This window comes from uncultured Polaribacter sp., assembly GCF_947497125.1.
Lineage (GTDB): Bacteria > Bacteroidota > Bacteroidia > Flavobacteriales > Flavobacteriaceae > Polaribacter.
The window spans coordinates 225,522-248,405 of the sequence record NZ_CANMFI010000005.1 but is presented as its reverse complement, the minus strand read 5'-3'; the positions used below and the strand labels follow the sequence as shown (position 1 = coordinate 248,405).

General features: G+C 29.4%; 17 protein-coding genes. 9 read left to right on the top strand and 8 right to left on the bottom strand.

Annotation, left to right across the window (positions count from 1 at the left end):
• The first annotated feature begins 26 nt into the window (after positions 1 to 26).
• A complete protein-coding gene (locus Q0678_RS09605; RefSeq protein ID WP_299057138.1) occupies positions 27 to 1,349 on the top strand; it encodes a hypothetical protein in 1,323 nt (440 codons plus the stop codon).
• A gap of 399 nt (positions 1,350 to 1,748) precedes the next feature.
• On the opposite strand, the gene Q0678_RS09600 is transcribed toward Q0678_RS09605, so the two are convergent.
• Entirely contained in the window at positions 1,749 to 2,339 is a 591-nt protein-coding gene (locus tag Q0678_RS09600; RefSeq protein ID WP_299057136.1) for a fibrobacter succinogenes major paralogous domain-containing protein, read from the bottom strand.
• Between the two features lie 234 nt (positions 2,340 to 2,573).
• Between Q0678_RS09600 and Q0678_RS09595 the strand changes: the two genes are divergently transcribed.
• A complete protein-coding gene (locus tag Q0678_RS09595; protein WP_299057133.1) occupies positions 2,574 to 3,488 on the top strand; it encodes a hypothetical protein in 915 nt (304 codons plus the stop codon).
• Positions 3,489 to 3,900: 412 nt separating this feature from the next.
• Here the strand turns inward: Q0678_RS09595 and Q0678_RS09590 are convergent, their stop codons facing one another.
• Together Q0678_RS09590 and Q0678_RS09585 are read right to left on the bottom strand one after the other, a co-directional pair.
• Entirely contained in the window at positions 3,901 to 4,551 is a 651-nt protein-coding gene (locus Q0678_RS09590) for a tyrosine-type recombinase/integrase (protein WP_299057131.1), read from the bottom strand.
• 955 nt (positions 4,552 to 5,506) lie between these two features.
• Positions 5,507 to 6,910 carry a BT4734/BF3469 family protein gene (locus Q0678_RS09585; protein WP_299057129.1) on the bottom strand — a complete coding sequence of 468 codons (1,404 nt, stop codon included), beginning with the start codon at positions 6,908 to 6,910 and terminating at the stop codon, positions 5,507 to 5,509.
• Between the two features lie 524 nt (positions 6,911 to 7,434).
• On the opposite strand from Q0678_RS09585, the gene Q0678_RS09580 reads away from it, so the two are divergent.
• The 5 genes from Q0678_RS09580 to Q0678_RS09560 all read left to right on the top strand — a co-directional run bounded on the left by Q0678_RS09580 (position 7,435) and on the right by Q0678_RS09560 (position 13,335).
• The gene (locus Q0678_RS09580; RefSeq protein ID WP_299057127.1) at positions 7,435 to 7,740 is read left to right on the top strand and encodes a helix-turn-helix domain-containing protein; all 306 of its coding nucleotides are present in this window, start codon (positions 7,435 to 7,437) and stop codon (positions 7,738 to 7,740) included.
• A gap of 124 nt (positions 7,741 to 7,864) precedes the next feature.
• Positions 7,865 to 8,338, top strand: coding sequence for a T9SS type A sorting domain-containing protein (locus Q0678_RS09575; protein WP_299057124.1), 474 nt, complete (start codon positions 7,865 to 7,867; stop codon positions 8,336 to 8,338).
• Between the two features lie 13 nt (positions 8,339 to 8,351).
• Entirely contained in the window at positions 8,352 to 9,536 is a 1,185-nt protein-coding gene (locus tag Q0678_RS09570; protein ID WP_299057122.1) for a BspA family leucine-rich repeat surface protein, read from the top strand.
• 87 nt (positions 9,537 to 9,623) lie between these two features.
• The gene (locus Q0678_RS09565) at positions 9,624 to 11,576 is read left to right on the top strand and encodes an FISUMP domain-containing protein (RefSeq protein WP_299057119.1); all 1,953 of its coding nucleotides are present in this window, start codon (positions 9,624 to 9,626) and stop codon (positions 11,574 to 11,576) included.
• A gap of 523 nt (positions 11,577 to 12,099) precedes the next feature.
• Positions 12,100 to 13,335, top strand: a complete 1,236-nt coding sequence (locus Q0678_RS09560) for a phage integrase SAM-like domain-containing protein (protein WP_299057117.1) — start codon at positions 12,100 to 12,102, stop codon at positions 13,333 to 13,335.
• A 169-nt stretch (positions 13,336 to 13,504) separates the two neighbouring features.
• Here Q0678_RS09560 and Q0678_RS09555 read toward each other — a convergent pair whose 3' ends face one another.
• The 3 genes from Q0678_RS09555 to Q0678_RS09545 form a co-directional block, all read right to left on the bottom strand.
• Entirely contained in the window at positions 13,505 to 13,876 is a 372-nt protein-coding gene (locus tag Q0678_RS09555) for a hypothetical protein (protein ID WP_299057114.1), read from the bottom strand.
• 538 nt (positions 13,877 to 14,414) lie between these two features.
• Positions 14,415 to 15,794: an FG-GAP-like repeat-containing protein gene (locus tag Q0678_RS09550; RefSeq protein WP_299057112.1), complete on the bottom strand. Its 1,380-nt coding sequence runs from the start codon at positions 15,792 to 15,794 to the stop codon at positions 14,415 to 14,417.
• A 156-nt stretch (positions 15,795 to 15,950) separates the two neighbouring features.
• Positions 15,951 to 17,759 carry an FG-GAP-like repeat-containing protein gene (locus Q0678_RS09545; protein WP_299057109.1) on the bottom strand — a complete coding sequence of 603 codons (1,809 nt, stop codon included), beginning with the start codon at positions 17,757 to 17,759 and terminating at the stop codon, positions 15,951 to 15,953.
• 99 nt (positions 17,760 to 17,858) lie between these two features.
• Between Q0678_RS09545 and Q0678_RS09540 the strand changes: the two genes are divergently transcribed.
• A complete protein-coding gene (locus Q0678_RS09540; protein WP_299057106.1) occupies positions 17,859 to 19,181 on the top strand; it encodes a hypothetical protein in 1,323 nt (440 codons plus the stop codon).
• 236 nt (positions 19,182 to 19,417) lie between these two features.
• Here the strand turns inward: Q0678_RS09540 and Q0678_RS09535 are convergent, their stop codons facing one another.
• On the bottom strand, positions 19,418 to 20,854 hold the full coding sequence (locus tag Q0678_RS09535; RefSeq protein WP_299057103.1) for a DUF5011 domain-containing protein: 1,437 nt from the start codon (positions 20,852 to 20,854) through the stop codon (positions 19,418 to 19,420).
• 968 nt (positions 20,855 to 21,822) lie between these two features.
• On the bottom strand, positions 21,823 to 22,047 hold the full coding sequence (locus Q0678_RS09530; protein ID WP_224476890.1) for a DUF2892 domain-containing protein: 225 nt from the start codon (positions 22,045 to 22,047) through the stop codon (positions 21,823 to 21,825).
• A 378-nt stretch (positions 22,048 to 22,425) separates the two neighbouring features.
• On the opposite strand from Q0678_RS09530, the gene Q0678_RS09525 reads away from it, so the two are divergent.
• The gene (locus Q0678_RS09525) at positions 22,426 to 22,614 is read left to right on the top strand and encodes a hypothetical protein (protein ID WP_299057100.1); all 189 of its coding nucleotides are present in this window, start codon (positions 22,426 to 22,428) and stop codon (positions 22,612 to 22,614) included.
• Positions 22,615 to 22,884: the final 270 nt, after the last annotated feature.

Here is a 22,884-nt window from a genome sequence, read left to right as displayed (position 1 = left end):
AAAGATAATTTTAGTACTTTAGTTTCATGAAGTATCTAGTACCCCCCATATTATTTTTAGTTTTAGCAGTTCCTAGTTTACATTCACAGAATAGGACATTAAAAAAGGATGGAAAACATTTTTTATTTTCATTCAAAGAAGATTCTTATTTAATATCTGGAGATTCTTTGTTTTGTATAACGAAAGAAAAAGAAGGATTCCCCAAACAACATGAACTTAATTTAGTCGATTACAAATTTGTTACTAATGATTCTATCGGATATTTAAAAAACAGATCTAGTGGAATTGTGTATTCTTTTGATGGAAGTAAGTTTAAAAGATTGGATAGATCATTTCCATACCAGTCCCAAAATTTTAGTTTTTCATTTTTGTATAAAAATAATCTAATGGATTTTGGAGGTTATGGGCTCCATACTTATAAAAATAATATCATTTACTTTGATACTGAGAAGAAAGAAACAGAACTTTATCCTCAAGCTTCATCTTATAATGATTCTCCGAATCCAAGACATAAAATTATAGGACAATTTATTGGAAATCATCTTTATATTGGTCCTGGTTACGGAGTGCTCAATGAACAAGAATCTCCTCTAAAGAACCTGAGTTTTATAAATGATTATTGGAAATTTTCTTTTAAAGATTCTCGTTGGGAAAAACTTGGAGAAGGATCTCTTAATATAACTTTCCCTTTTTATGGTTCTATTGAAAATTTTAATCAAAATACGTTGGTTATTGCAGAAGAAGGAGTCTTTGAATGTGACATAAAAAATAATACATTGATTACGTATCCTAACGCAAAGTTAAATGTAACAAGAACATTAAATAGATCCTTCGATGAGTATAAAGTAACTTATAATAAGTTTGAAGATAAGTTTTATTTTATAATCAATAAGACAAGTGGAGTAGCAGAATTAGTTAGTTTAAGTAAAGAAGGTTTTTTAGGTACCAAAAAAGTATATTCTAATTTGTACAGGACAAAATCATATTTGTGGTTCATTATTTTAAGTCTATTTGTAGTATTTATTTTGATATATTTTTACTTTACTTCAAAAAAGACTCCGTCACAAGTTATCTCTAAAAATTTATTTAAAATACGAGAAGAAATAAAACTAGAAGATTTTAAAATTTTAAAGAGACTTGTAGATGTATCCCCTAATTATATAAATTATTCGGAGTTATTAGATGTTTTTCCTGAACATTATAGCTATGAATCGAAGAAGAAAAAAACCCGACAATCCATTTTATATTTAGAAGAGTATTTAATTCAAAAAATAAAATTAAAATTACCGGTCTTTGAGTTTCGAAGAAATATAGAAGACCGAAGAGAAAAACAAATTAGAATAAAATAAAAACCTCTTGAAATCTCAAGAGGTTCTATTGTGATTTTTTTATTTTATTAAAGCACCTCTTTTCTCTTATTTCCTTTTTAATTTATTTGTCAAATATTTTGGACAATCAATATTTCCTAGATCAATATTATTTAGAATAATTAGAGTATATATTTGCATTAAAGTATAAAGAATTATCTCCATTATAATTGTTATACTTTTTATGATTACAATAGATTTATTTGACTCTAAGAAAATACAAACATTAAAAAATAAATTTTTCTTGTAATGTTCCCCATCCAATACAGTTGCCTTTGAGAATAAAAAATATCACCAAATTCGTTAGGTAGTCCATCTTCACTTAATTCAAGAAAAAAAGCTTGTTTCCCTTTTAAATTAAATATAGTTTAATTTAAATTATTAATCTTTCACACATCTAATATACATCCCAGAACTATTATGGTATTCATAAACATCAATATAATAGCTCGAATAAATGATACTAGAACTAAATGAATAATAATCACTTTCTTTTGTAGATGTCCAATAATATACTCCATCACCAATATCTTTGTTAATTGCTGATTCTGAAAAAATTAATCCTCCACCAGGCTTTGCATTGAAATTAACGAATTCTTTTTTTTGAGTTGAACTTTTACCAATATAACTAATTAAAGATTCCCATTCAGATTTTGTAGAAACATGCCAGCCAGAAGGACTTATCCCTCTGGAATCAATTACAGCATAATAATTGTATAATTTACCATAGACACTACCATTTTTTTTATCAAAGTTTTTATTGCACCATGCTGGTTTTTTTTCTTCCCCATATTTTTCAAATTCTTTGATTGTTTTAGCTTCTGGAATTATATCTCCATTTCTAAACTTTGATGTATTTAAATTTTTTAACATCCATGTATTTTCACCTAAATTAATTTCATTGATTTGGGATGTAACGTATTGACTTAATAATAAAAATAACAAGAGATTTACTTTGGTTTTTAATTTCATAATTTAAAGTATTTAGTTTTTTTAAAGATATTCTTTTAATTAATATTTAGAATTTTTTAATATAGAATACCGTATTGCACCTCGATCCATTAAAACTAAAATAGAGTAATAAAATATTCTATAGTTTATTAATATTTTTATTATTAAAATAGCATTAATAAAGTATGGGAGTATTACGGTATTTAATATTATTTTTTATTCCTTGATACAAAATATGTATTTTTAAAATAAAAAATGAAACAAATAACATTATTATTTACTTTACTAATTTTTACACAGTTGTTATCTCAGGAAAAAGAGGGTGTATTTTACAAAATGTTAACAAAAGATTTTAGTAAAAACAGCGTCTGTCATAGATGCAATGGAAAAGGAACAAAACACAGTTCAGGTAATATCTCAACAGAAAAACATGAATTTTGCAAAGGTAATGGATGTTCTGATTGTAATTACAAGGGAGTCAAAACCTATAAAGGTAAACCATATGACTACAAATGTGGTGGATGCAATGGTAATGGAAAGAATGCACTCGTTAACGAACTTCATAATTTAGATAATTATACAAAAATTAAACTAATTGATCATTTACCTTATATAGCTTTATACAATTCAAAAGAAGATGGGTATATCCAACCTCGTTATGAATTTGATTATGAATATGGCTTAGTAAAATATTTAATATATAATGAAAACACAAAAAGAGTATTTGATCAATGGGGAAACCCTCTTTTTGATATTGGTTATAAAGATAATGAGTCAAACGGCCCATCTATAATAGATTTTATTTACTGTGGTGCTTATGAATTTTATGACTCATTACAAAAAGATCTTTATGAAAATCCTTCATTTAATCGTAAAATTTCAGATCCTATTTTTGTTTGTGGTACAGATTACACAAATAAACATGGTGCCAAAGGGGATTTTAATATAAGTACCAGGTATTCTTGGAAAATTAAGCAACCTGAATTTCCTTTAGTTGTAAATGCAGTTTCTAAAGTCTCTAAAGTTTCTAATTTAGATAAAATAAATATTGAACGAATGATTGTCATGATGTACGTAACTTTACTTTCAAATCAAAGCTGGTTTGGTGTGAAAATTTTTAATGATCAGTTAAATAATTCGTACGAAACACTAAAATCTAATTTCAAATAAAATTAATTTAATAGATTTTAATAATGAATTATATCCAAACTAAATTTTATTCGATTTACCTAAAAATTCCAGAAAAATTTCGCTCAGAGTATCGTCATCTCGCTGGAGAAGTCGAAACACCACTTTTTTAACGGGGGATACAGGGGGTATGGCAGTGTCTCCTGACCGGGGGACCTGATCTACCGATAATATTAATCGGCAAACTGAAATTCCAATAATCTTGGAGATTTACCATCAGGTTCCTTCACTAATTCTAGTCGGCACCTCCATTATCAATGTTACCTGAAGATAAATCGTGGTGATCCATCTGAGATTTTAATCGGCAAAAATAAATTCTATAAAATGGATGACCAGTTGCCAATTAAAATAGTTAAGATCTCTTCGTCTTCTAATCTAAAAAAACATAAAAGGATTATAGACTTAAACTCTCATACACACCCATCACCTCTTTTTCTCTTATACCAAGATATCTTTTTGTAATTCCCATTGATGAATGACCAAAGAGTTCCATTAGTAAAATAATAGACTGGTTAGAGTAGTTATTTAATTTAAGAACTCTATTTCCAAGTGTTTTTCTAAACATGTGGGTAGATACATTTCCGTCAACATGTACCCTATACTTTTTAAATATTTTTTTTAAACATACGTTCACCCACGATTTGTCAATGGGTTTGGTTCCGTATCTATTTATGAAAATGAATTGACTCTCGTCATCTATCAGTTGTTTTCGTTTGATACGAGATATAATATCAAGTAAATCCTTATTTAATTTAATTCTTCGAGTCTTTTTTGTCTTTTGTTCTACTATTACTAATATATCTCCCCCCGAAAAGTCTGTATACCTTAGTTTGAGTATGTCTCCTATTCGTAAACCCGTAAATACGCCAATTGAAATTAAGAGGCAGTACTTAAAATTTTCATCTCTTTCCAATTTAGCAATTAATGATTTAAAATCTTCCCATGGAATTGCACCGGTTGTTGTTCGTTGACCCTGTAGTGACATTTTTATATTTTTAGAAATTAACCCGGCTAACATAAGCGCAAAACTTCGATTTTGCAGCATTTTTTACTAAAAGTATAAGTGGGTTGATCTTTGGGAAGTACTGGATTCACTGGGAAGTCCAACCCGGGTTGAGATAGGACTATTTTAAAGAACTTACACTAAATACAGAAGTCTAAGCAGATAAGTTTTTAAACATATTTTAGGCAGAATAGAATTCTCGCTGTAGATTCCAGTTATGGACACTTTTTTCACTATTTACTTTTCTGTTTTAGGTTTAATCCTCATTGTAAATCTGATTTATAGACTAATTGTATTTATGAAGGGTGAAGATAAAGACTGGCAATTGGAATTGGCAAGTGATGTTTTGAATTGGTGTTTAGATATGTATCCAATTCGTAAACAAAAACCACTACTGACTTTAGTTGAGGGTGAATCTAATCTTGCGGGGGAGTATTGTTTCTATAACAATTCAATTACAATTTATAGGGATAACAATGTAATACGAAGAGAACTAATCAATACCGTCATCCATGAGTATTTCCATTACTACCTAATCACATCAGAATCTAAATCTAAACTCTACCATGATCAACTGCAACAATTCTCATTGGCGCAACACCCGCAGGAAATACTTTGTAATTCCCTATCTAAAACTCTAACAAAACGGTACCTCAATAAATAATTAAAACTTCCTTTTATTTCAAAAGAGGGTCAATAACCCTAACCATTATGCCGATTACAATTTAATGTAATACAGTGATCAAATTTACCGATGAAACAACTGTAATCGAGAATTTGTTTCCATACTAGTTCGTGTTTTCTTCGTTTGAATCGTTAAAATTTTTACGACAAAAAAACTACCAATTCATTCATGAAAACTATCTGTTTATAATCTATTTAGTGTTCGGGTAGATTATTTAATTTCTATTTTAAAAAATGATTTATCAAATCAATTTCACTAACAATATTCGATTCACAATTCATTAAATAACAATTATTATCCCCGTAGTTTAAATTATTTTTCCCTTTGATCATCTTCTTTAATTTTATTTAATTTCTCACTCATAGATCCTCTTAGAACCTCTGAAATTGTTATTTGTTCATAATAGTTATCAATCCATTTGTGACACTCAGGGTGGAAAATATTGTCAGTTGACATATTATGTTCATTTGATAGAAAAACAGCATCAATATCTACTATAAGATCTTCATCTGTATACAGTTCATTAACATCTATCACCAATTTTTCTAAATCCACAGGTTCAGAATTTATATATCTTTTAATTGTGCTAATAGATAACCCAGTTTTTTTGGCAAGTGCTTTCTGAGTGATTTTTAACCCTTGAGATTTCATCTCTTTTTTTGCAGTAATTATTTTTTCAATTGATGAATTACTTCTTCTTTTTCCATTTATTTTACTTGCTAAATTTCTTTTTTCCCCACCGGTTAATTTGGAGTTACTATTGAAATGTACGAACTTGTATTTTTTGTTTATAAATTCATAGTTTTCATCATTTTTAATACTGGTATACACAAACAAAAATAAATCTTTTAATTTCTTATATTCCATTGGTGGTTTTCCAAAATAATTATTAATGAAATTAAGGTAAGAAAACAAATAACTTGCTGGTAACATTGGATTTAAGAAAACAAGTTTATGTATTATAATTGTGTAAATACTATGTTTTTTGGTATCTCTTATCTCTCTAGGAAATGTAATATCCATTTTTTCTGATGCAAATAATTCAACAATTGGGTTCTTAACCACTACAGGTGTTTTTGTCACAATTTTATCCATAAATTCTTCAAAATCAATATTGGAAAGTGGCTCAATCAATGTATTAATATATTTTTTATTCAATATAGATTGATTGAGCTGTTTTTTCAGGTGTCTTTTCTCACTATTAAAAGGAATCTCAACTGTAATTTCATTCTCATAATTAACGAATGGTTCAGTGTCGTATGTTAGATACATTGCCCTGCCAAGATTCTTACATCTGAGATCTACCTGTTCTTCTTTAAGGTGTGTGGCTTTTATAGTCTCCCATATTTCGAGATAGTTCTTATTGTCAACTGTATTCGTTAATTTAAAAAATACTGAGATTCCACCACCACTACTTGACAGGCAAACTAAAGAGACAAGATGACCATATTTTTCAATAAAGTATTCTTTATATTCTTTTGCGTTAACCACATCATCGAAATCAAAATAGATATAAGAAGATGGTGCAATGAAATTTTTTGTATAATCCTCCTCTCGTTTTATATTCCGTTTTTTAACACTGCAGTTGGGGGTAATGTAGTTTAGAAATGTTTTCTTTTTCTTGTAGGTCTGGTCTCCCTTTAATCTTAGTTCTCTAATCTCATTTATCAGAGATTTTTTAGGGTTGTTTTTAATGAATTTAACCAATTGTGACAAATCAATTGTTTTAGTTGGGATTAGATTGGTAATTCCTTTTTCAAAGTAGCTGAACATTAAAATAATAATCCCCCAAATTTCGATGTGGTGGCATCTACTTTAAGGAGGATAAACATGCTTTATGTGTAATATAATTATCATCCACCAACGATAATCACACTATCTTAAAAGATATAAATCGAATTAAGTCTTAATAGAATATAACGAAATATTTAGGGATTGTCAAGTCTAAATATAAAGGTGTGAGTTGACACCTTTGTTTTCAATTAAAATGATCAATATCAAAAAACAGATGAAAGGATTAAAACTATAAAAAGAACACAAAACAGCATCCTCTAAAACCCGGGTTATCGGTTGAAAAGTTAGATTCCTCAGATAGAATTGATGATGATTTTATAGAAGAAATGAAAGGTGATATCTATAAGAAATCAACCAAGAGTAGATTTAAAAAGATGAGTTGGTCAATACTGGACAAACACATTGAGACAACAAATGAATTTCTAAAAAACAACTAAAAAATCAAAATGATGAAAGAAGAAATGATACAAATATTGGGTCTAACAAAAGAAGAACTAATCCAAATCGTTAAAGAAGGTGTCAAATTAGAATTGAACCGACAACGATCTATGGGAAACCCATTAAACCGGTTATCTATTAGTGGTGAGGATACCCATTACATGACCCGAGACGAAGTTTCAAAAGTTTTGAGTGTAACGGTTCAAACACTAAATAATTGGAGACGAGAAGGGATTCTAATTCCCTTAAAAATTGGGAGTAGGGTATTGTATCGAAAAGAGGATGTTTATAATAATGAACGTCTGGTGGCGTGAGTTAACTGTTGAGTTTTGTGATAAAATTGAATATTAAAATATATGCGAAATTATGATGTCGTATAATTTTTTAATAAACCTTTTGAATTAAATTCGTAACTTTACTTTTAAAATATTGTTAACTATGAAAAGAATAATTTTCTTCCTATTAATATCAAGTTCGGTTTGTGCACAAACTATTTCAAAACAAGTAATTGGTCCTACAGGTGGTAGTTTTGAAAACGAAACGAATAAACTTAGTTACACAGGTGGCGAATTAATTGTTGGTGCAATGACAGATGCAGATGGCACGTATCAATTAGGCAATGGGTATTATCCTTCGTTAAATTTGAATACGCTGTCTATACAAGCGCCAGCACTTACATTACAATTTAAGTTTTTTCCGAATCCTACTACCGAATTTGTTTTTATAAGTCATCCTGTAGAGCAGCAATTTGAGGTAATACTCTCTGATGCTAACGGAAAACAAATTCTAAAGACAATGCATCAAAAACAAAACCCAATCAGTTTAAAAAACCTTACAAAGGGTATTTATTTTGTTAGAATTACTACAAAAGATTCAAAACAAACAAATACTTATAAAATTATTAAGAAATAAAAGAGATCCCCCAATGAAAAAGATAGTTACATTTTTAGCGTTAGTTTTTACAATTACAACTTTTGCCCAAGCGCCACAGGGTTTTAATTACCAAGCAACAGTAAGAAATAGTGCAGGAGAATTAATACTAAATACCAATGTGTATTTTAAGTTTAATGTAATACAGGGTTCACAAACAGCAGTTCCAATTTTTACAGAAACGCACTATGTACCAACTGATGATTTAGGTCAAGTAAACCTAGTTATCGGCCAGGGCACAGCAATAACAGGTGCTTTTTCTGATTTAGATTGGTCTTTGGGTAATTATTATTTAGGAATTGAATTGAATACTGGCAGTGGTTATTTAGCGATGGGTACCACACAGCTTTTAAGCGTGCCTTATGCTTTGTATGCAGCTAATAGTGGTAATGGAACAGCAACAACTCCTACTTTAGAGTCTGTGTTGGTAGAGGGAAATTCTGCGAATAACCAACAGATTAAAAATGTAGCAGACCCAACAGATGCACAAGATGTAGTAACTAAAAGTTATGTAGATGGACTAATAGCGACTCTTCAACAGCAATTAGCTGTGGTTTATATGGACGGTGTTACTGTAAAAGCTTATGATAGTGCTAATGTTGGAGATAAAGGAATAATAGATGGTGTGGAGTATACTGTTGTTAATAGAGATATGCTTCTTGATATTCTTGGAGAAGATGGACAAGGAGACCTCACAAAAATATGTACGACAAAAATTACTGATATGAGTTCGCTTTTTAATAATAATTCTTTTACTACCCCATTTAATCAAGATATCGGAAACTGGGATGTGAGTAATGTAACTAATATGAGACAAATGTTTAGCTCGCAACAGTCCTCTGCAGAAGCTTTCAATCAAGATATAAGTAATTGGGATGTGAGTAAGGTTACTGATATGGGATGGATGTTTGAGAGAGCAAAATCTTTCAATCAAGATATTGGTAATTGGGATGTGAGTAGTGTTACTAATATGTTTTATATGTTTGGTGGAGCATCCTCTTTCAATCAAGACATTGGTTCTTGGGATGTGAGTAGTGTGGCTGACATGGGAAGTATGTTTTCTAGTGCCGTAAGTTTTAATAAAGATTTATCTGGTTGGAATGTAAGTAGTGTAAATGATTATGCTTCATTTTCTGATAATACTCCTAATTGGACATTGCCAAAACCTAACTTTAATTAAGTTTAAAACTTTTGTTTTCACAATAAATATTGTTTAGTCATGATTTTTGTGAAAATGAGTTCTAGTACTATAGAAATAATTTTTTATATGAAAAAGATAGTTACATTTTTTGCGTTAGTTTTTACAATTGCAACTTTCGCCCAAGCGCCACAGGGTTTTAATTACCAAGCAACAGTAAGAAATAGTGCAGGAGAATTAATAATAAATACCAATGTGTATTTTAAGTTTAATGTGATACAGGGTTCACAAACCGCAGTGCCAATTTTTACAGAAACGCACTATGTACCAACTGATGATTTGGGTCAAGTAAACTTAGTTATCGGCCAAGGAACAGCCACAACAGGTGCTTTTTCTGATTTAGATTGGTCTTTGGGTAATTATTATTTAGGAATTGAATTGAATACTGGCAGTGGTTATTTAGCGATGGGTACCACACAGCTTTTAAGCGTGCCTTATGCTTTGTATGCTGCAAATAGTGGCAATGGAACAGGTATTCCTGATGGAGTAAATGTAGGTGATATTTTAGTTTGGGATGGGGTTAATTGGGGTATTTCTAGTGGTAATAATCTCTCTAATTCAATAGAAATTACAACAAGGGATATTTCTCAAATTAATAGTATTGGAGCTGTTTCTGGAGGGACTATTGGCTCAGATGGTGGAGCAAGTATTACTTCAAAAGGTTTAGTTTGGAGTACAGTACCAAATCCTAGTGTAGACTTAAATACAAAAACTGATGAGGGACCAGGTGCTTCAAATTTTTCAAGTACTATTTCAGGATTAACCCCTCTAACTAATTACTTTTATAGGGCATATGCAACAAATAGCCTTGGGTCGTTTTACGGAAACACATATAACTTTACAACAAGTGATGCATTACCAACAGTAGTTACAAAACCAATTGTAGAAATTTCTTATTTGTCAGCAAAATCAGGTGTAGAAATTACAAACTTAGGATCAGCTATTACACAGTCAGGTATTATTTACAACGAAAACCCACAGTTACTTTCAGTAAATGCAAACAGTAATTTTATTGTTGAAGGAGATGGTTTGTTATCAATAGAGAATTTAATTCCTGGAAGTATTTATTATGTTAGAGCTTTTGCAGAAAATAATAATGGGATAGCTTATGGTGAAATTGTTTCCTTTACAACATTAACCGATGATCTTACCGTAACAACTGGTCAGTTTACGAATCTAACATTTAATGGTGTAGAAATAAATGGTAATAATGTTAATAATGATGGAAGTCTTGCTGTTATTGAAAGAGGTGTTATAATAAGTGAATACATGAATGGCCTTTATTTGATTAGTGATTATGATAATTATATTAATAAAAGTGGAAGTGGCGTTGGAACATTTAATGTAAATGTATCTGAATTAGAACAAGGTAAACGTTATTTCTATAGAGCATATGCAAAAAATGAGGCTGGGATTATTCAGTATGGTGTTTTCAGTGATAATTATCAATTTGTAACTCCTTTTAATTATGGTAGTGTTTCAGATATTGATCAAAATAGTTATAATACAATAGCAATAGGAAATCAAGTTTGGATGGCAGAAAACTTAAAAGTAACTCGATTTAATAATGGTATAAATTTAACACAATCAACATCATCTCAATTTTGGTATAGTAATGATAACGTAAACACTAGTTTGTATTCTAGCATAGAAGGAAGGGTTTACTATAATAGCACTGTGGTAGTTGCTAACAATTACAATATTTGTCCACAAGGTTGGAGAATTCCAACAAAAAACGATTGGGATATATTAATTAGTAGCCTTGATTTTCCGAATACTCCAGTAGTAAATTTAATGTCTAATTCAAACGAATGGCAATTATTTCAGGGAACACCAAATGGGTTTAATTTAAAGTTGTATGGAGCTATTAGTGCTGATGGTGTTTGGTATAACTATAGACAAAGTACTTCATTATGGCTTTCAAATTATAAAGTAGCTTTTTCTAAAAATAATTATAACTATTCTTTACAAGATCTCTCGTATGGCGATAAAGGGGTTTGTATAAGATGCATAAAAGAATAGTATAAATTAATAATCAAAGTTAACTCTATTAACAGAAACACAGGTTAGTTTGAGTCTATCTACTTTACAAATGGTGCAATGTTTAATTCGTTGTTTCATAGGTTACTTAAGTCATTAATAACTTAACTTTTGGAGTGTAATATAATCAGTTCACAGTTATCTTTTTATGCCTCCCGAGCAACCTTTCGAGCAACCCCAAAAACCAAAAAACCCGTAAATCATTGTTTATAAATGAGTTACGGGACAATTTTGTGGTACCTCCAGGTGAATTTTAGGTTTACATCATTTTACTACAATTTAATATAAGTAATTGTTAATCAGTAGTATAATGGTTATAATGTTATAAAAAAGTAAAAAGAAATCAAAAGAAATAACAATGATTTAAACCTGCCGAGCAACCTCTCGAGCAACCCGTATTCTTGCCTTATCTTAGCCAAGATCACTAATTTAGAGAAAGATGTATAAGGTGTTAAGGTCAACAAAATCGGCGGTTCGATTTAGTTTAAAAAAATCAAAGAAGTATTTGTCAGAAAATAGATATCAAGAAAGTTTAATTTTATTGTGGTTCTCTTTTGGAGGTGCAGACAAACGAGTAAGTTACTCCACAGGATATACAGTTTCTTATGCGGATTGGGATTATCAAAAACAACGCGTTAAAACCAATAAATCAAGAGTTATCAATTCACATACGGTCAATAACTATTTAAATAAGTTAGAAACTGAATTGATGAATACTTATAGTCGATATATAGATGAAGAAAGACTAATAACAAAAGAACTTATAAGAGAAACGTTAGATATCATAACAGGTAAAATAGAACCTGTAGAGAGAGAAGAAATAGTTCCTGTTGATTTTTTTAAGTTTTCTGAAAATTATTTGAATCAAAAAAAAGATCAAATTGCACAATTATCCTATACCTTGTACAAAGGATCCTTAACGAAATTAAAGAAATATAAACGATTAAGAAAAGTTAGAGTTGACTTTAGTTCATTTGATAAACCCTTTTTAGATGATTTTAGACAGTTTTTAGAGGTTCATGAGAACTTGGCTCTAAACACGATATCAAAACACTTTAAAAACCTTAAAATGTTTGTGATTGAAGCCAAGAATCAAGGATTGATATCGAATCCTCCACTAAAATATTTTAAAGTATCAACAGAAGAAACCACAGCAATTTATTTGAATGAAGATGAAATAAATCAAATATTGAAATTGGACTTGTCCTTTAATAAAAGGATGGAATTGGCAAGAGATAAATTCTTAATGGGATGTTATACCGGTCAACGAGTTAGTGATTATAATGGAATTACCTCAGAAAATATTATTGATATAAATGGGTTGGAGTGTTTTAGAATCAAACAACGTAAAACCAAGAACATTGTGGATTGTCCAATCACATTGGAAATCCGAGAGATTATGACAAGGTACAACAATCAACCCCCACCATATCTTCATGACACGGATATTAATGAAAACATTAAGATTGTAGGGAGGATATTAGGATTTAACGCGGTTATAAAAACAGAAATCACCAAAGGAGGGAAGTTGTTGAAGAGAAACAAACTCAAATGGGAGATGATTGAAACACACACCGGTCGTAGAAGTTTCTGTACCAATAATTATAAAAAGGGAATGTCATCGTTATATATCATGCACTTTTCTGGTCATAAATCTGAACGTGAGTTCCTAAAATATATTAGAGATAGAGGAGAGGATAGAACCAAACATATTGTTGATCAAGGGTATTTTAATGTGTAGACTAAAGTTATTAGGAACTTTAATCAACGTTTCTTTAATTGTAAATAATTTATATACTTAAGTTTAAAGCAAAAAAAGTCACCATTTCTGATGACTTTTTTAGATATTTTTTTTAAAATATTAAAATTAATTTTAACTCTAAAAGCGTTTGAAATAATAATAAATGATATTAATAGAATGTTGAAATAACAATGCTAATAATTATAGATAAAACTAATATCCAAATAATATTAGCTTTAAAAGATTGAATGAAACTAGATTTCCATATCAGCTTCCCCATTAAGGTGTAGGCTATTGTTAATAAAAATATATATACTAATATACTTCCAATAACTCCTAATTCCATTAATTCTTCAAATCCTATTGGACTTATAATTATTGCTACTAATACACCCGCCGCAATTTCAACTAATAGGGAGTTTTTAAAATTAGCATTTTCTATTTTCCCTACTTTTCTCGCTAAAAATTTTAAGATAAATGCTCCAGATACTAATACTGGAACACCTATAAATAAAGCCATTGTAATAATCATTCCTTCCATAATTTAATGGTTTTTATATTGGTTAATAAATTGTGATTTAATTTACAAAAACATCAGCTTTTTTTGGTTTAACTAAAAATAAATTGTAAATTTTATTACAAATTATTAAATTAAAATAATTATTTCAAAATTAATGATTGTAATATATTGAGACTAATAAATAAATAAATAAATAAATAAATAAAATATTTCTTTATATGGAAGAACATGATAGTTAGCTGAATGAAGGTTTTAAAAAAACATTATTTTTCATACAATTATTAATTAATTATATAAATGTAGCTTACCGTTAAAATTTAGATATAAGAGTTTCGTAAATGAAAAGTTAACGAGTTTAAATTTTAATATATTTCACTCAAAACCCAGTATATCATTCATTTTTCTGGTCATAAATCTGAACGAGAGTTTCTAAAGTATATTAGAGATAGAGGAGAGGATAGAACCAAACACATTGTCGATCAAGGGTATTTTAATGTGTAGACTAAAGTTATTAGGAACTTTAATCAATTTCTAAAACCTCTAATAATTACATAAAAAATTATTTTTTAATAAAAAGAGATCCATTCCATTCCCATCTAAAAATTTGATTTGTATCGAAATGATACTTGTCATTTTCAAATAAATCTAAGAATCCATTATTGTCAATATCTTGAGTTCTAATCCAAACCATACAAGGTTCATTACCCTGATAAATGTTGAAGTAATCTTTAGTAACATCTATAAATTCCTTGCCTTGGTTATTAATTATCAATTGCACACTCCATCCGACATAAAAGTCAGAATCGTAAGTGTTATTTGCTGTGACAGATCCTCCTGCACGATTCACAAAAATATCTTCAAACCCATCATTATTTATATCATAAAATGAAAAATCAGTTGAAACACCATATCCAAAAACTTTTGGGAGTAGAATAGAGTTTGAATCAGAGAAATTTACACCGTTACCAAAATAAATCTTTTCGGATTTTAAATCATAGGTTGTCATGGTGTGTCCTCCAACAATTAAATCTAAAAAACTATCGTTATTGATATCAATTAATTCAACAGTATAAATTCCACCTTCATTTGTATCCCATAAGTCATTCATTTCTATAAAATTAGCTGCTCCATCATTTATTAAAACTAAACCTGTAGATGTAATAATATCTAAATCACCGTCATTATCAATATCTCCTGAAGCAGCACCATGATAAAACGCTTTTGGTAAATTATTTAATATTTCGAATTTATATCCATTAGAGTTGCTAAGTAATATACTTGGATATGCGAATTCATACACGTTACCTTCAGCACCGTGATCAGCAAAAAAAAGATCAGGCTTACCATCATCGTTATAATCACCTACAATAGATTTCCTTGCAGTTTCACAACCAATATTATTTTCGATTAGTGTTTGATCTAAAACAAAACTCTCATTCTTATTATTCAAAAATAATTCTAACGGATGTCTCTCTATGTTATACTTATTTTTTGCTAATAAAATGTCCTCATAACCATCTCTATTAAAATCAGCATAAGAATATGCTGCTGAATAGCTTGTTTGAAAAAGGTCTAACCCATTCGAAGTCGGTATAGACTCAATATCCACCCAAAAATCTGAATTTTTAAACTTATATGAGGGTTGTTTGTAATCAAAGTATCGCATAAATTTTGCAGTAACTTCAGTAGAATCTGAAATTATAATTTCAAGAGGATTTTCTGAAGAAATAATACTTCCAGACCAACCAATAAACTCCCATTTTTTTGATGGATTAGCTTCTAAAGTAATTATGGTGCCTGATTCATAGTTTGAAGTTGATAATCCGTTTTGTGATTGATAGGTTATGTTTCCCTCTCCTTCAACATTTACTGAAAATGGATAAATTGACAATTCTGGTTCAGGGATTATTTCTGATTCTTTTGAACAAGAATAAATCACGATGATTAATAGATATAAAACTACTTTTTTCATATTTAATATTTTCATTAATAGTTTGTTTCTTAACTTTAAAATAAAACTCCATCCAACAAGTGTTTTCAGGAGTTTTTAGTAAGCAACTTTCCCATTTTTAATTAAAGTCTAAGTAGAAAATAATTATATTTTTATTTTTACATTTACTGTATAAACTTTCTTATCTGGATCTCCATTTTGATGGTTTCCAGGAAAAGTTCCTATAAAGTTTAGAATGCCATCATTCATGTATGGTAAAACATTTCTAACGATATATCCATCTAACTTGAGTTCATTCTCATAATAAGGAGAGAATGTTCCATCTCCATTATTAATCTGAATAATTTCATTTAGTTGAACTCCTCCAGAATCCATGATATTAACTCCTCCATTTATCCTATATAAATTTCCGTCTGCGTGAGGTCTTAAAACAATATCAGGAAATGAATCGCCATTAACATCCATTACAGAAAACTCCCTAAACATTAATTCTGTTTGCGTATAAACTTTCGAAACATAGTGAGGTTTAAAAGTATTACCTTCATTTAACCATATTTCAAAAGCACCATCTCCTTCATGTCTTTCTCGCGCAACAGAGATATCTATATCCCCATCATTATCAAAATCAAAACATTTGATTGAAGTTGCGCCAAATGATTTATTGTAAAAAACGTATGGTTCTTCAGACTTAAAAAATAAATGAAATTTGTTTGACTGTTTGTCGAATTTGTAAACAGAAATACTATTTAGTTCATTTTCACGATAGTGACTTCCATCCATAATATAGGTAGCTGTAACTATTTCATCAATTCCATCATTATCTAAATCTGCAAAATCTATGGCAAATGGTTGATATCCACTTATAGAAACTAAGTCATTTTGAAATGAAAAACCACTATTGTCTTTAAAATATAGATTTAAATCTCCATATTCACCTCCAAAACCTGGAGAACCACCAATATCGGTAATACCATCGCCGTTTATGTCGCCCAAGCATGTGCCATGAAAAAAAGATTGTTGATTTTCGTCATTTACAATTGACCAATTAATATTTCCGTCAGCTAAAATATTTCCATAAAATAAATCTCCAGACCACATACTCGAGTCTCCTATTTCATTTCCATCACCAATCCCAACAACATTATCTATAACTTCATAATTACGAGCCCCCCAAAATTTGGCTTCATAGTCTACTTTGAAAAGTTCCCAACCAGAATTTCCTAATTTGAAAATTACAGAAGGTACTCTTGGGACATCTTCTTTGTTTACCATAGCACCTCCAGAAATCCAATTAGCCTGTCCTGGGAAAAAGATATAATTATCAGAATCAGTTGAGTAATGAAAAACTCCACTAGGTATTGAAAATGTTCTTGAAATATCGTCTACAGATAGTCCTTCTTCAATAGGGATAACATTTTCTGTTATCATCATATTAGTTTCTGTAAACTTTAGATTTATTGTTGTAGGCTTATTAATTACTAATTCAACACTAATTTCTGTAGAAATTAAATCGCCACTCCAGGAATCAAATCTATCCCATTCACCGCTAGGAATTGCAGTTAATCTAACTTTTGTTCCAGAAGAATAGTCTGTTGTTTTAGACAGACTTATAATTTCTTCTTTAACCTGGCCATTACCTTCAATATTAATTATTAAAGGATACTTTCTTTTCTCAAATAAAGCGTTTAGGTTAATATCTGAAGTTATTGTGAAATTTCTTAGAGTATTCGTATTCTCATCAGACCATTTGGTAAATACATATTCTCCTTCAGGGATCGCTGTTACAGATATTTTTTCTCCTAATTGATATTTACCGCCATTTGAACTAACAGCCCCACCTTTTGTTGCTGAAAACGAAACAGTAAAAAAAGGAACTTCTTCATCTGGTTTACTACATTGTATAAATAAACCTATGATAAATGAGATTGTTAAAAAGTGTAATTTATATTTCATAATTTAAATTTAAGCTTGTTAATTGTTTTTATAAAAAAAATCGAGTAATACCGTATTATACCCCTATCTCAAAAAAGATAATTTTAGTACTTTAGTTTCATGAAGTATTTAGTATCTCTCATATTATTTTTAGCATTAGTAATTCCTAGTTTACATTCACAGAATAGGGCATTACAAAAAGATGGAAAACACTTTTTATTTACATTCAAACAAGATTCTTATTTAATATCTGGTGATTCTTTGTTTTGTATAACGAAAGAAAAAGAAGGATTCCCCAAACAACATGAACTTAATTTAGTCGATTACAAATTTGTTACTAATGATTCTATCGGATATTTAAAAAACAGATCTAGTGGAATTGTGTATTCTTTTGATGGAAGTAAGTTTAAAAGATTGGATAGATCATTTCCATACCAGTCCCAAAATTTTAGTTTTTCATTTTTGTATAAAAATAATCTAATGGATTTTGGAGGTTATGGGCTCCATACTTATAAAAATAATATCATTTACTTTGATACTGAGAAGAAAGAAACAGAACTTTATCCTCAAGCTTCATCTTATAATGATTCTCCGAATCCAAGACATAAAATTATTGGGCAATTTATTGGAAATCATCTTTATATTGGTCCTGGTTACGGAGTGCTCAATGAACAAGAATCTCCTCTAAAAAACCTGAGTTTTATAAATGATTATTGGAAATTTTCTTTTAAAGAATCTCGTTGGGAAAAACTCGGAGAAGGATCACTTTATATAACTTTCCCTTTTTATGGTTCTATTGAAAATTTTAATCAAAATACGTTGGTTATTGCAGAAGAAGGAGTCTTTGAATGTGACATAAAAAATAATACATTGATTGCGTATCCTAATGCAAAGTTAAACGTAACAAGAACATTAAATAGATCCTTCGATGAGTATAAAGTAACTTATAATAAGTTTGAAGATAAGTTTTATTTTATAATCAATAAGACAAGTGGAGTAGCAGAATTAGTTAGTTTAAGTAAAGAAGGTTTTTTAGGTACCAAAAAAGTATATTCTAATTTGTACAGGACAAAATCATATATGTGGTTCATTATTTTAAGTCTATTTGTAGTATTTGTTTTGATATATTTTTACTTTACTTCACAAAAGACTCCGTCACAAGTTATCTCTAAAAATTTATTTAAAATACGAGAAGAAATAAAACTAGAAGATTTTAAAATTTTAAAGAGACTTGTAGACGCATCTCCTAATTATATAAATTATTCAGAGTTATTAGATGTTTTCTCTGAACATTATAGTTATGAATCGAAGAAGAAAAAAACCCGACAATCCATTTTATATTTAGAGGAGTATTTAATTCAAAAAATTAAATTAAAATTACCGGTCTTTGAGTTTAGAAGAAATATAGAAGATCGAAGAGAAAAACAAATTAGAATAAAATAAAAACCTCTTGAAAGTAGATTGTTGATCAAGAGTGTTTTAATGTATATACTAAAGTTATAATTAACGTTAGTCAACTTCTCTAACCCCCTTTTATAAAACCGGTTATAAAATCTACAATCCATTTCATAGATAAAAAACCAAATCATAAAATGGAGATAGCGGTATACCAAAAAAAATAAGGTATTGGAAAAATTAGAAATACTTAATTTCAGATATTTTACAACTATTTATAGATTCTAATAAATTAATTCAAAGTTTTTATTTATTTTAAATCCCGTACTGGTGTTTTCCCACCAAAACATTGGACCAAGCTCAGGACCGTTCCCATGATCCTCTCTCGGAGTATTTAATTGTGATGCTGAATAAAATGGATAATATAAATCAACATCACCATCATCATCAATATCGTCTGCATAAACCTGTAACTCTCCAATTAGAGTATGATCTGTTTCAATAAAATTTTCGATATACGAAAAACTACCATTTTTATTTTCAAAATATCTTTGTGTATAATAATTTCTATTATTCTTTCTAAGATAACCACCAATCACAAAATCCCAATCACCGTCATTATCACTATCAATTATTGCAAATCGTTCTGGTGACCAAGAAGTTGGGTTTCCAACAAAATTAAACTCAAAGATCCAACCAGTATTATCGAATGGAATTACAATATTCTCTGAAGATGTTACTATTGTGAGAGTTTTATTTTGTAAACCTAGATTAACATAATCAATTTCTCCATCCAAATTCCAATCAAACTTCATTCCTAATTCTGATATAAATAAAGGATTAATACTACTTAATTCAAATGATTGATTATTTATGTTTTTAAAATATTCACCTTCTTGCATAGATTTATGTAAAATATCAACATTACCATCTTTATCAAAATCAAATAGTTGAATACCAAATGAATCAAAATTAGGGTCATCAAACATTTCAATTACATCATATTGTAAATTACCTTTAGACAACAAAAGATAGGTGTTTATTCCGTAAAAATCTGGATTAGGAGTTTGATTGTGCCATTCTCCCATATACTGTAAAACAAAATCCATATTTCCATCATTGTTGATGTCATGATAATCAAAATAAAGATTGTTTAACGAATCTCTGATAGATGGATTGTAATCCTTTATATTAAAGTCCCACACATCATTACCATTGTAATCTTTGATGTAAAATATAGGAGGGTCAACTGTTTGATTGTTTATTCTTTGCCAAGAAATAATATCAGGAGTATTATCATTGTTTATATCATATGGTTCTTGCTTAGACTTCACAACATCATTCCAATTTATACCAAACTTTTCTCTATTAATAGACAATAATTGTGGGGTTTGTAATGGTATAACATTAACAGTTCTTAGTACTTCAACAGCATCATTTCCATTAGAATCTGTTACATTATATGTTATTGTATATTCTCCTATATTGTTTGAGTCAATATTATTAACAGTAACAATATCAGTGCTTATGTCACCATCTAAATTATCAATGGCTTTAGCACCTGCGTCTGTATAAGTATTTCTAACTTCTATAGTTGTTGGATTATCGCCTAATAATGTAATTACAGGGATTGTAGTATCAATATTTTTAACATCTTCAACAGTTTCATTTGAACATGAAGTAATAAGTCCAACTAATAAAATTAAATAATATTTTTTCATAAAAATAAATTGTGAATTTTAAAATAAAAATATTAAATTAAAAGAGAATATTTCAAAATTAATAATTGTAATATATTAAGACTAATAAAGAAATAAAATATTTCTTTATTTAGAAGAATAAGATAGTTAGCTGATTGAAGGTTTAAAAAAAACATTATTTTTCATACAATTATAATATATTTAACTCAAAACCCAGTATATCATGCACTTTTCTGGTCATAAATCTGAACGAGAGTTTCTAAAGTATATTAGAGATAGAGGAGAGGATAGAACCAAACACATTGTCGATCAAGGGTATTTTAATGTGTAGACTAAAGTTATTAGGAACGTTAGTCAACTTTTCTAAAACCTTTAAAAAACCCACTTGTGAAATCTACAACCCATTTCATAAATAAAAAACAAAACCATAAAATGGAGATAGAAGTATACCAAAAGAATTTAATGAAGTTTAGACCAAGAATAATGATCATTTAGATCATCTGAAAGGTAGCAGCGTTTTTACCTCTAACTTGAATTCCTCCTAATTTGAAACTAGAATAATTGGGTTTAAATATGTTATACGAACCTCGTTTATTTTTAAGGGAGGTACTAAATCCGTTTTTTGAAACATTGAAATTGAAAGGACCACTTTTATATCTTCCAATGAATTGAAAATTACCGTTTTGAAAGCCCATTCGAGTTCCTTTAAACAATCGTTTATGAATACTAAGTCCGTGTTTGGTGTTTATGGTTGCACCAACTCCATCTCCTTTAAATGTTTTTGTTGCAGAGATACCCCCGGTTCTTGAAACTCGAACATTTTCACATCTTTATTCTATTCTTTTTGATGGTTTTTCTTTTGAATTAGTGCTTGACATGAGTCAAAATTAAGAAATTAAAATAAGGAGATTGAGATGTTTGAATTTTGATTTCCCCTCCCCCTATTAATCAAAGTTGCAGCAAAAGTAAATCTATTTGTGACTTAAGTTTTACTTACCATTCTGAATAGGGTCAGTATTTGGCATTAGTTTATTAAGGATGAAATAAACCGGGCAGAATTTTGTCATTGGACTTATAAGTTGAAGTCCGCCAACTGCTACCGCGATCCACACAAAGTTCAAGTTGGATGTGTATAGCGTTAAGCCTGCACTTATTAAATACAAGACTCCTACAATTGCATCATGTGCTCTTACTTTAGAAACATTTTTTTCCATATTGATTTATTTTATTGGTTTAGAGCAAGATAATAATTTTAAAGTAAAAAAACCGCTATACTACAATAGTATAACGGTTTTATCATTATAAGTTGCTCCCCCTATTATTCAAAGATGCAGCCAAGAATTTCTTAATTCACCTTCCTCGCTACATAGAAACCATACCCAAAGTAATCCTTAAACCTTTTGTATAGCTCTATTTCATCTTTGTAAGATTGAACAACTTCTTTTGTCTCTTCGTCTTTGGAAAGATCTTTCTTAAGAGTTGCGAGCTCCTTTTCTAAAGGACTATAGTAATTGCTGAGCCAACTTTCTTCAGATAGAATGAAATGATCAAGGAGTTGGTATCCGGATTTTATAACTATGGGATTGCTTTTAATGCGCAATTTCAAATGGGGAACAACCTTTGTAAATTTTGAAAACTTTACAGACAGAAGACAAAGTAGGTTTTCACCTTTGGTTTTGCCACCACACGACAATCCAGAATTTCCAGAAATTTATGCGCCTACGGACGGTTTTATTTTTAGTGTAGGAGTAATTATTAAACCTTTTGGTCAAAAAAGATGAAAGGTTTGCATTGTCCTGATTTTCGATTTTTTTTATGAGCGCAATTTTTATTTCCTCTATCAAAATTTCTGTTTCATCCTTTATGATTTCAAAACCGTGTTTGCTCAGCACTTTTTCTAATTCTAATGTTTGGATGCCTGTCTTTTTGTTTAGAACAATTTGTCCAAGCTCAACCGTTTTTATGTCACAACCCAATTCTTCCAACTCCCTTAATACAGTTGATTTGCATCTGTCACATACCATATTCTTTATGTTAAGGGTTTGTTTCAT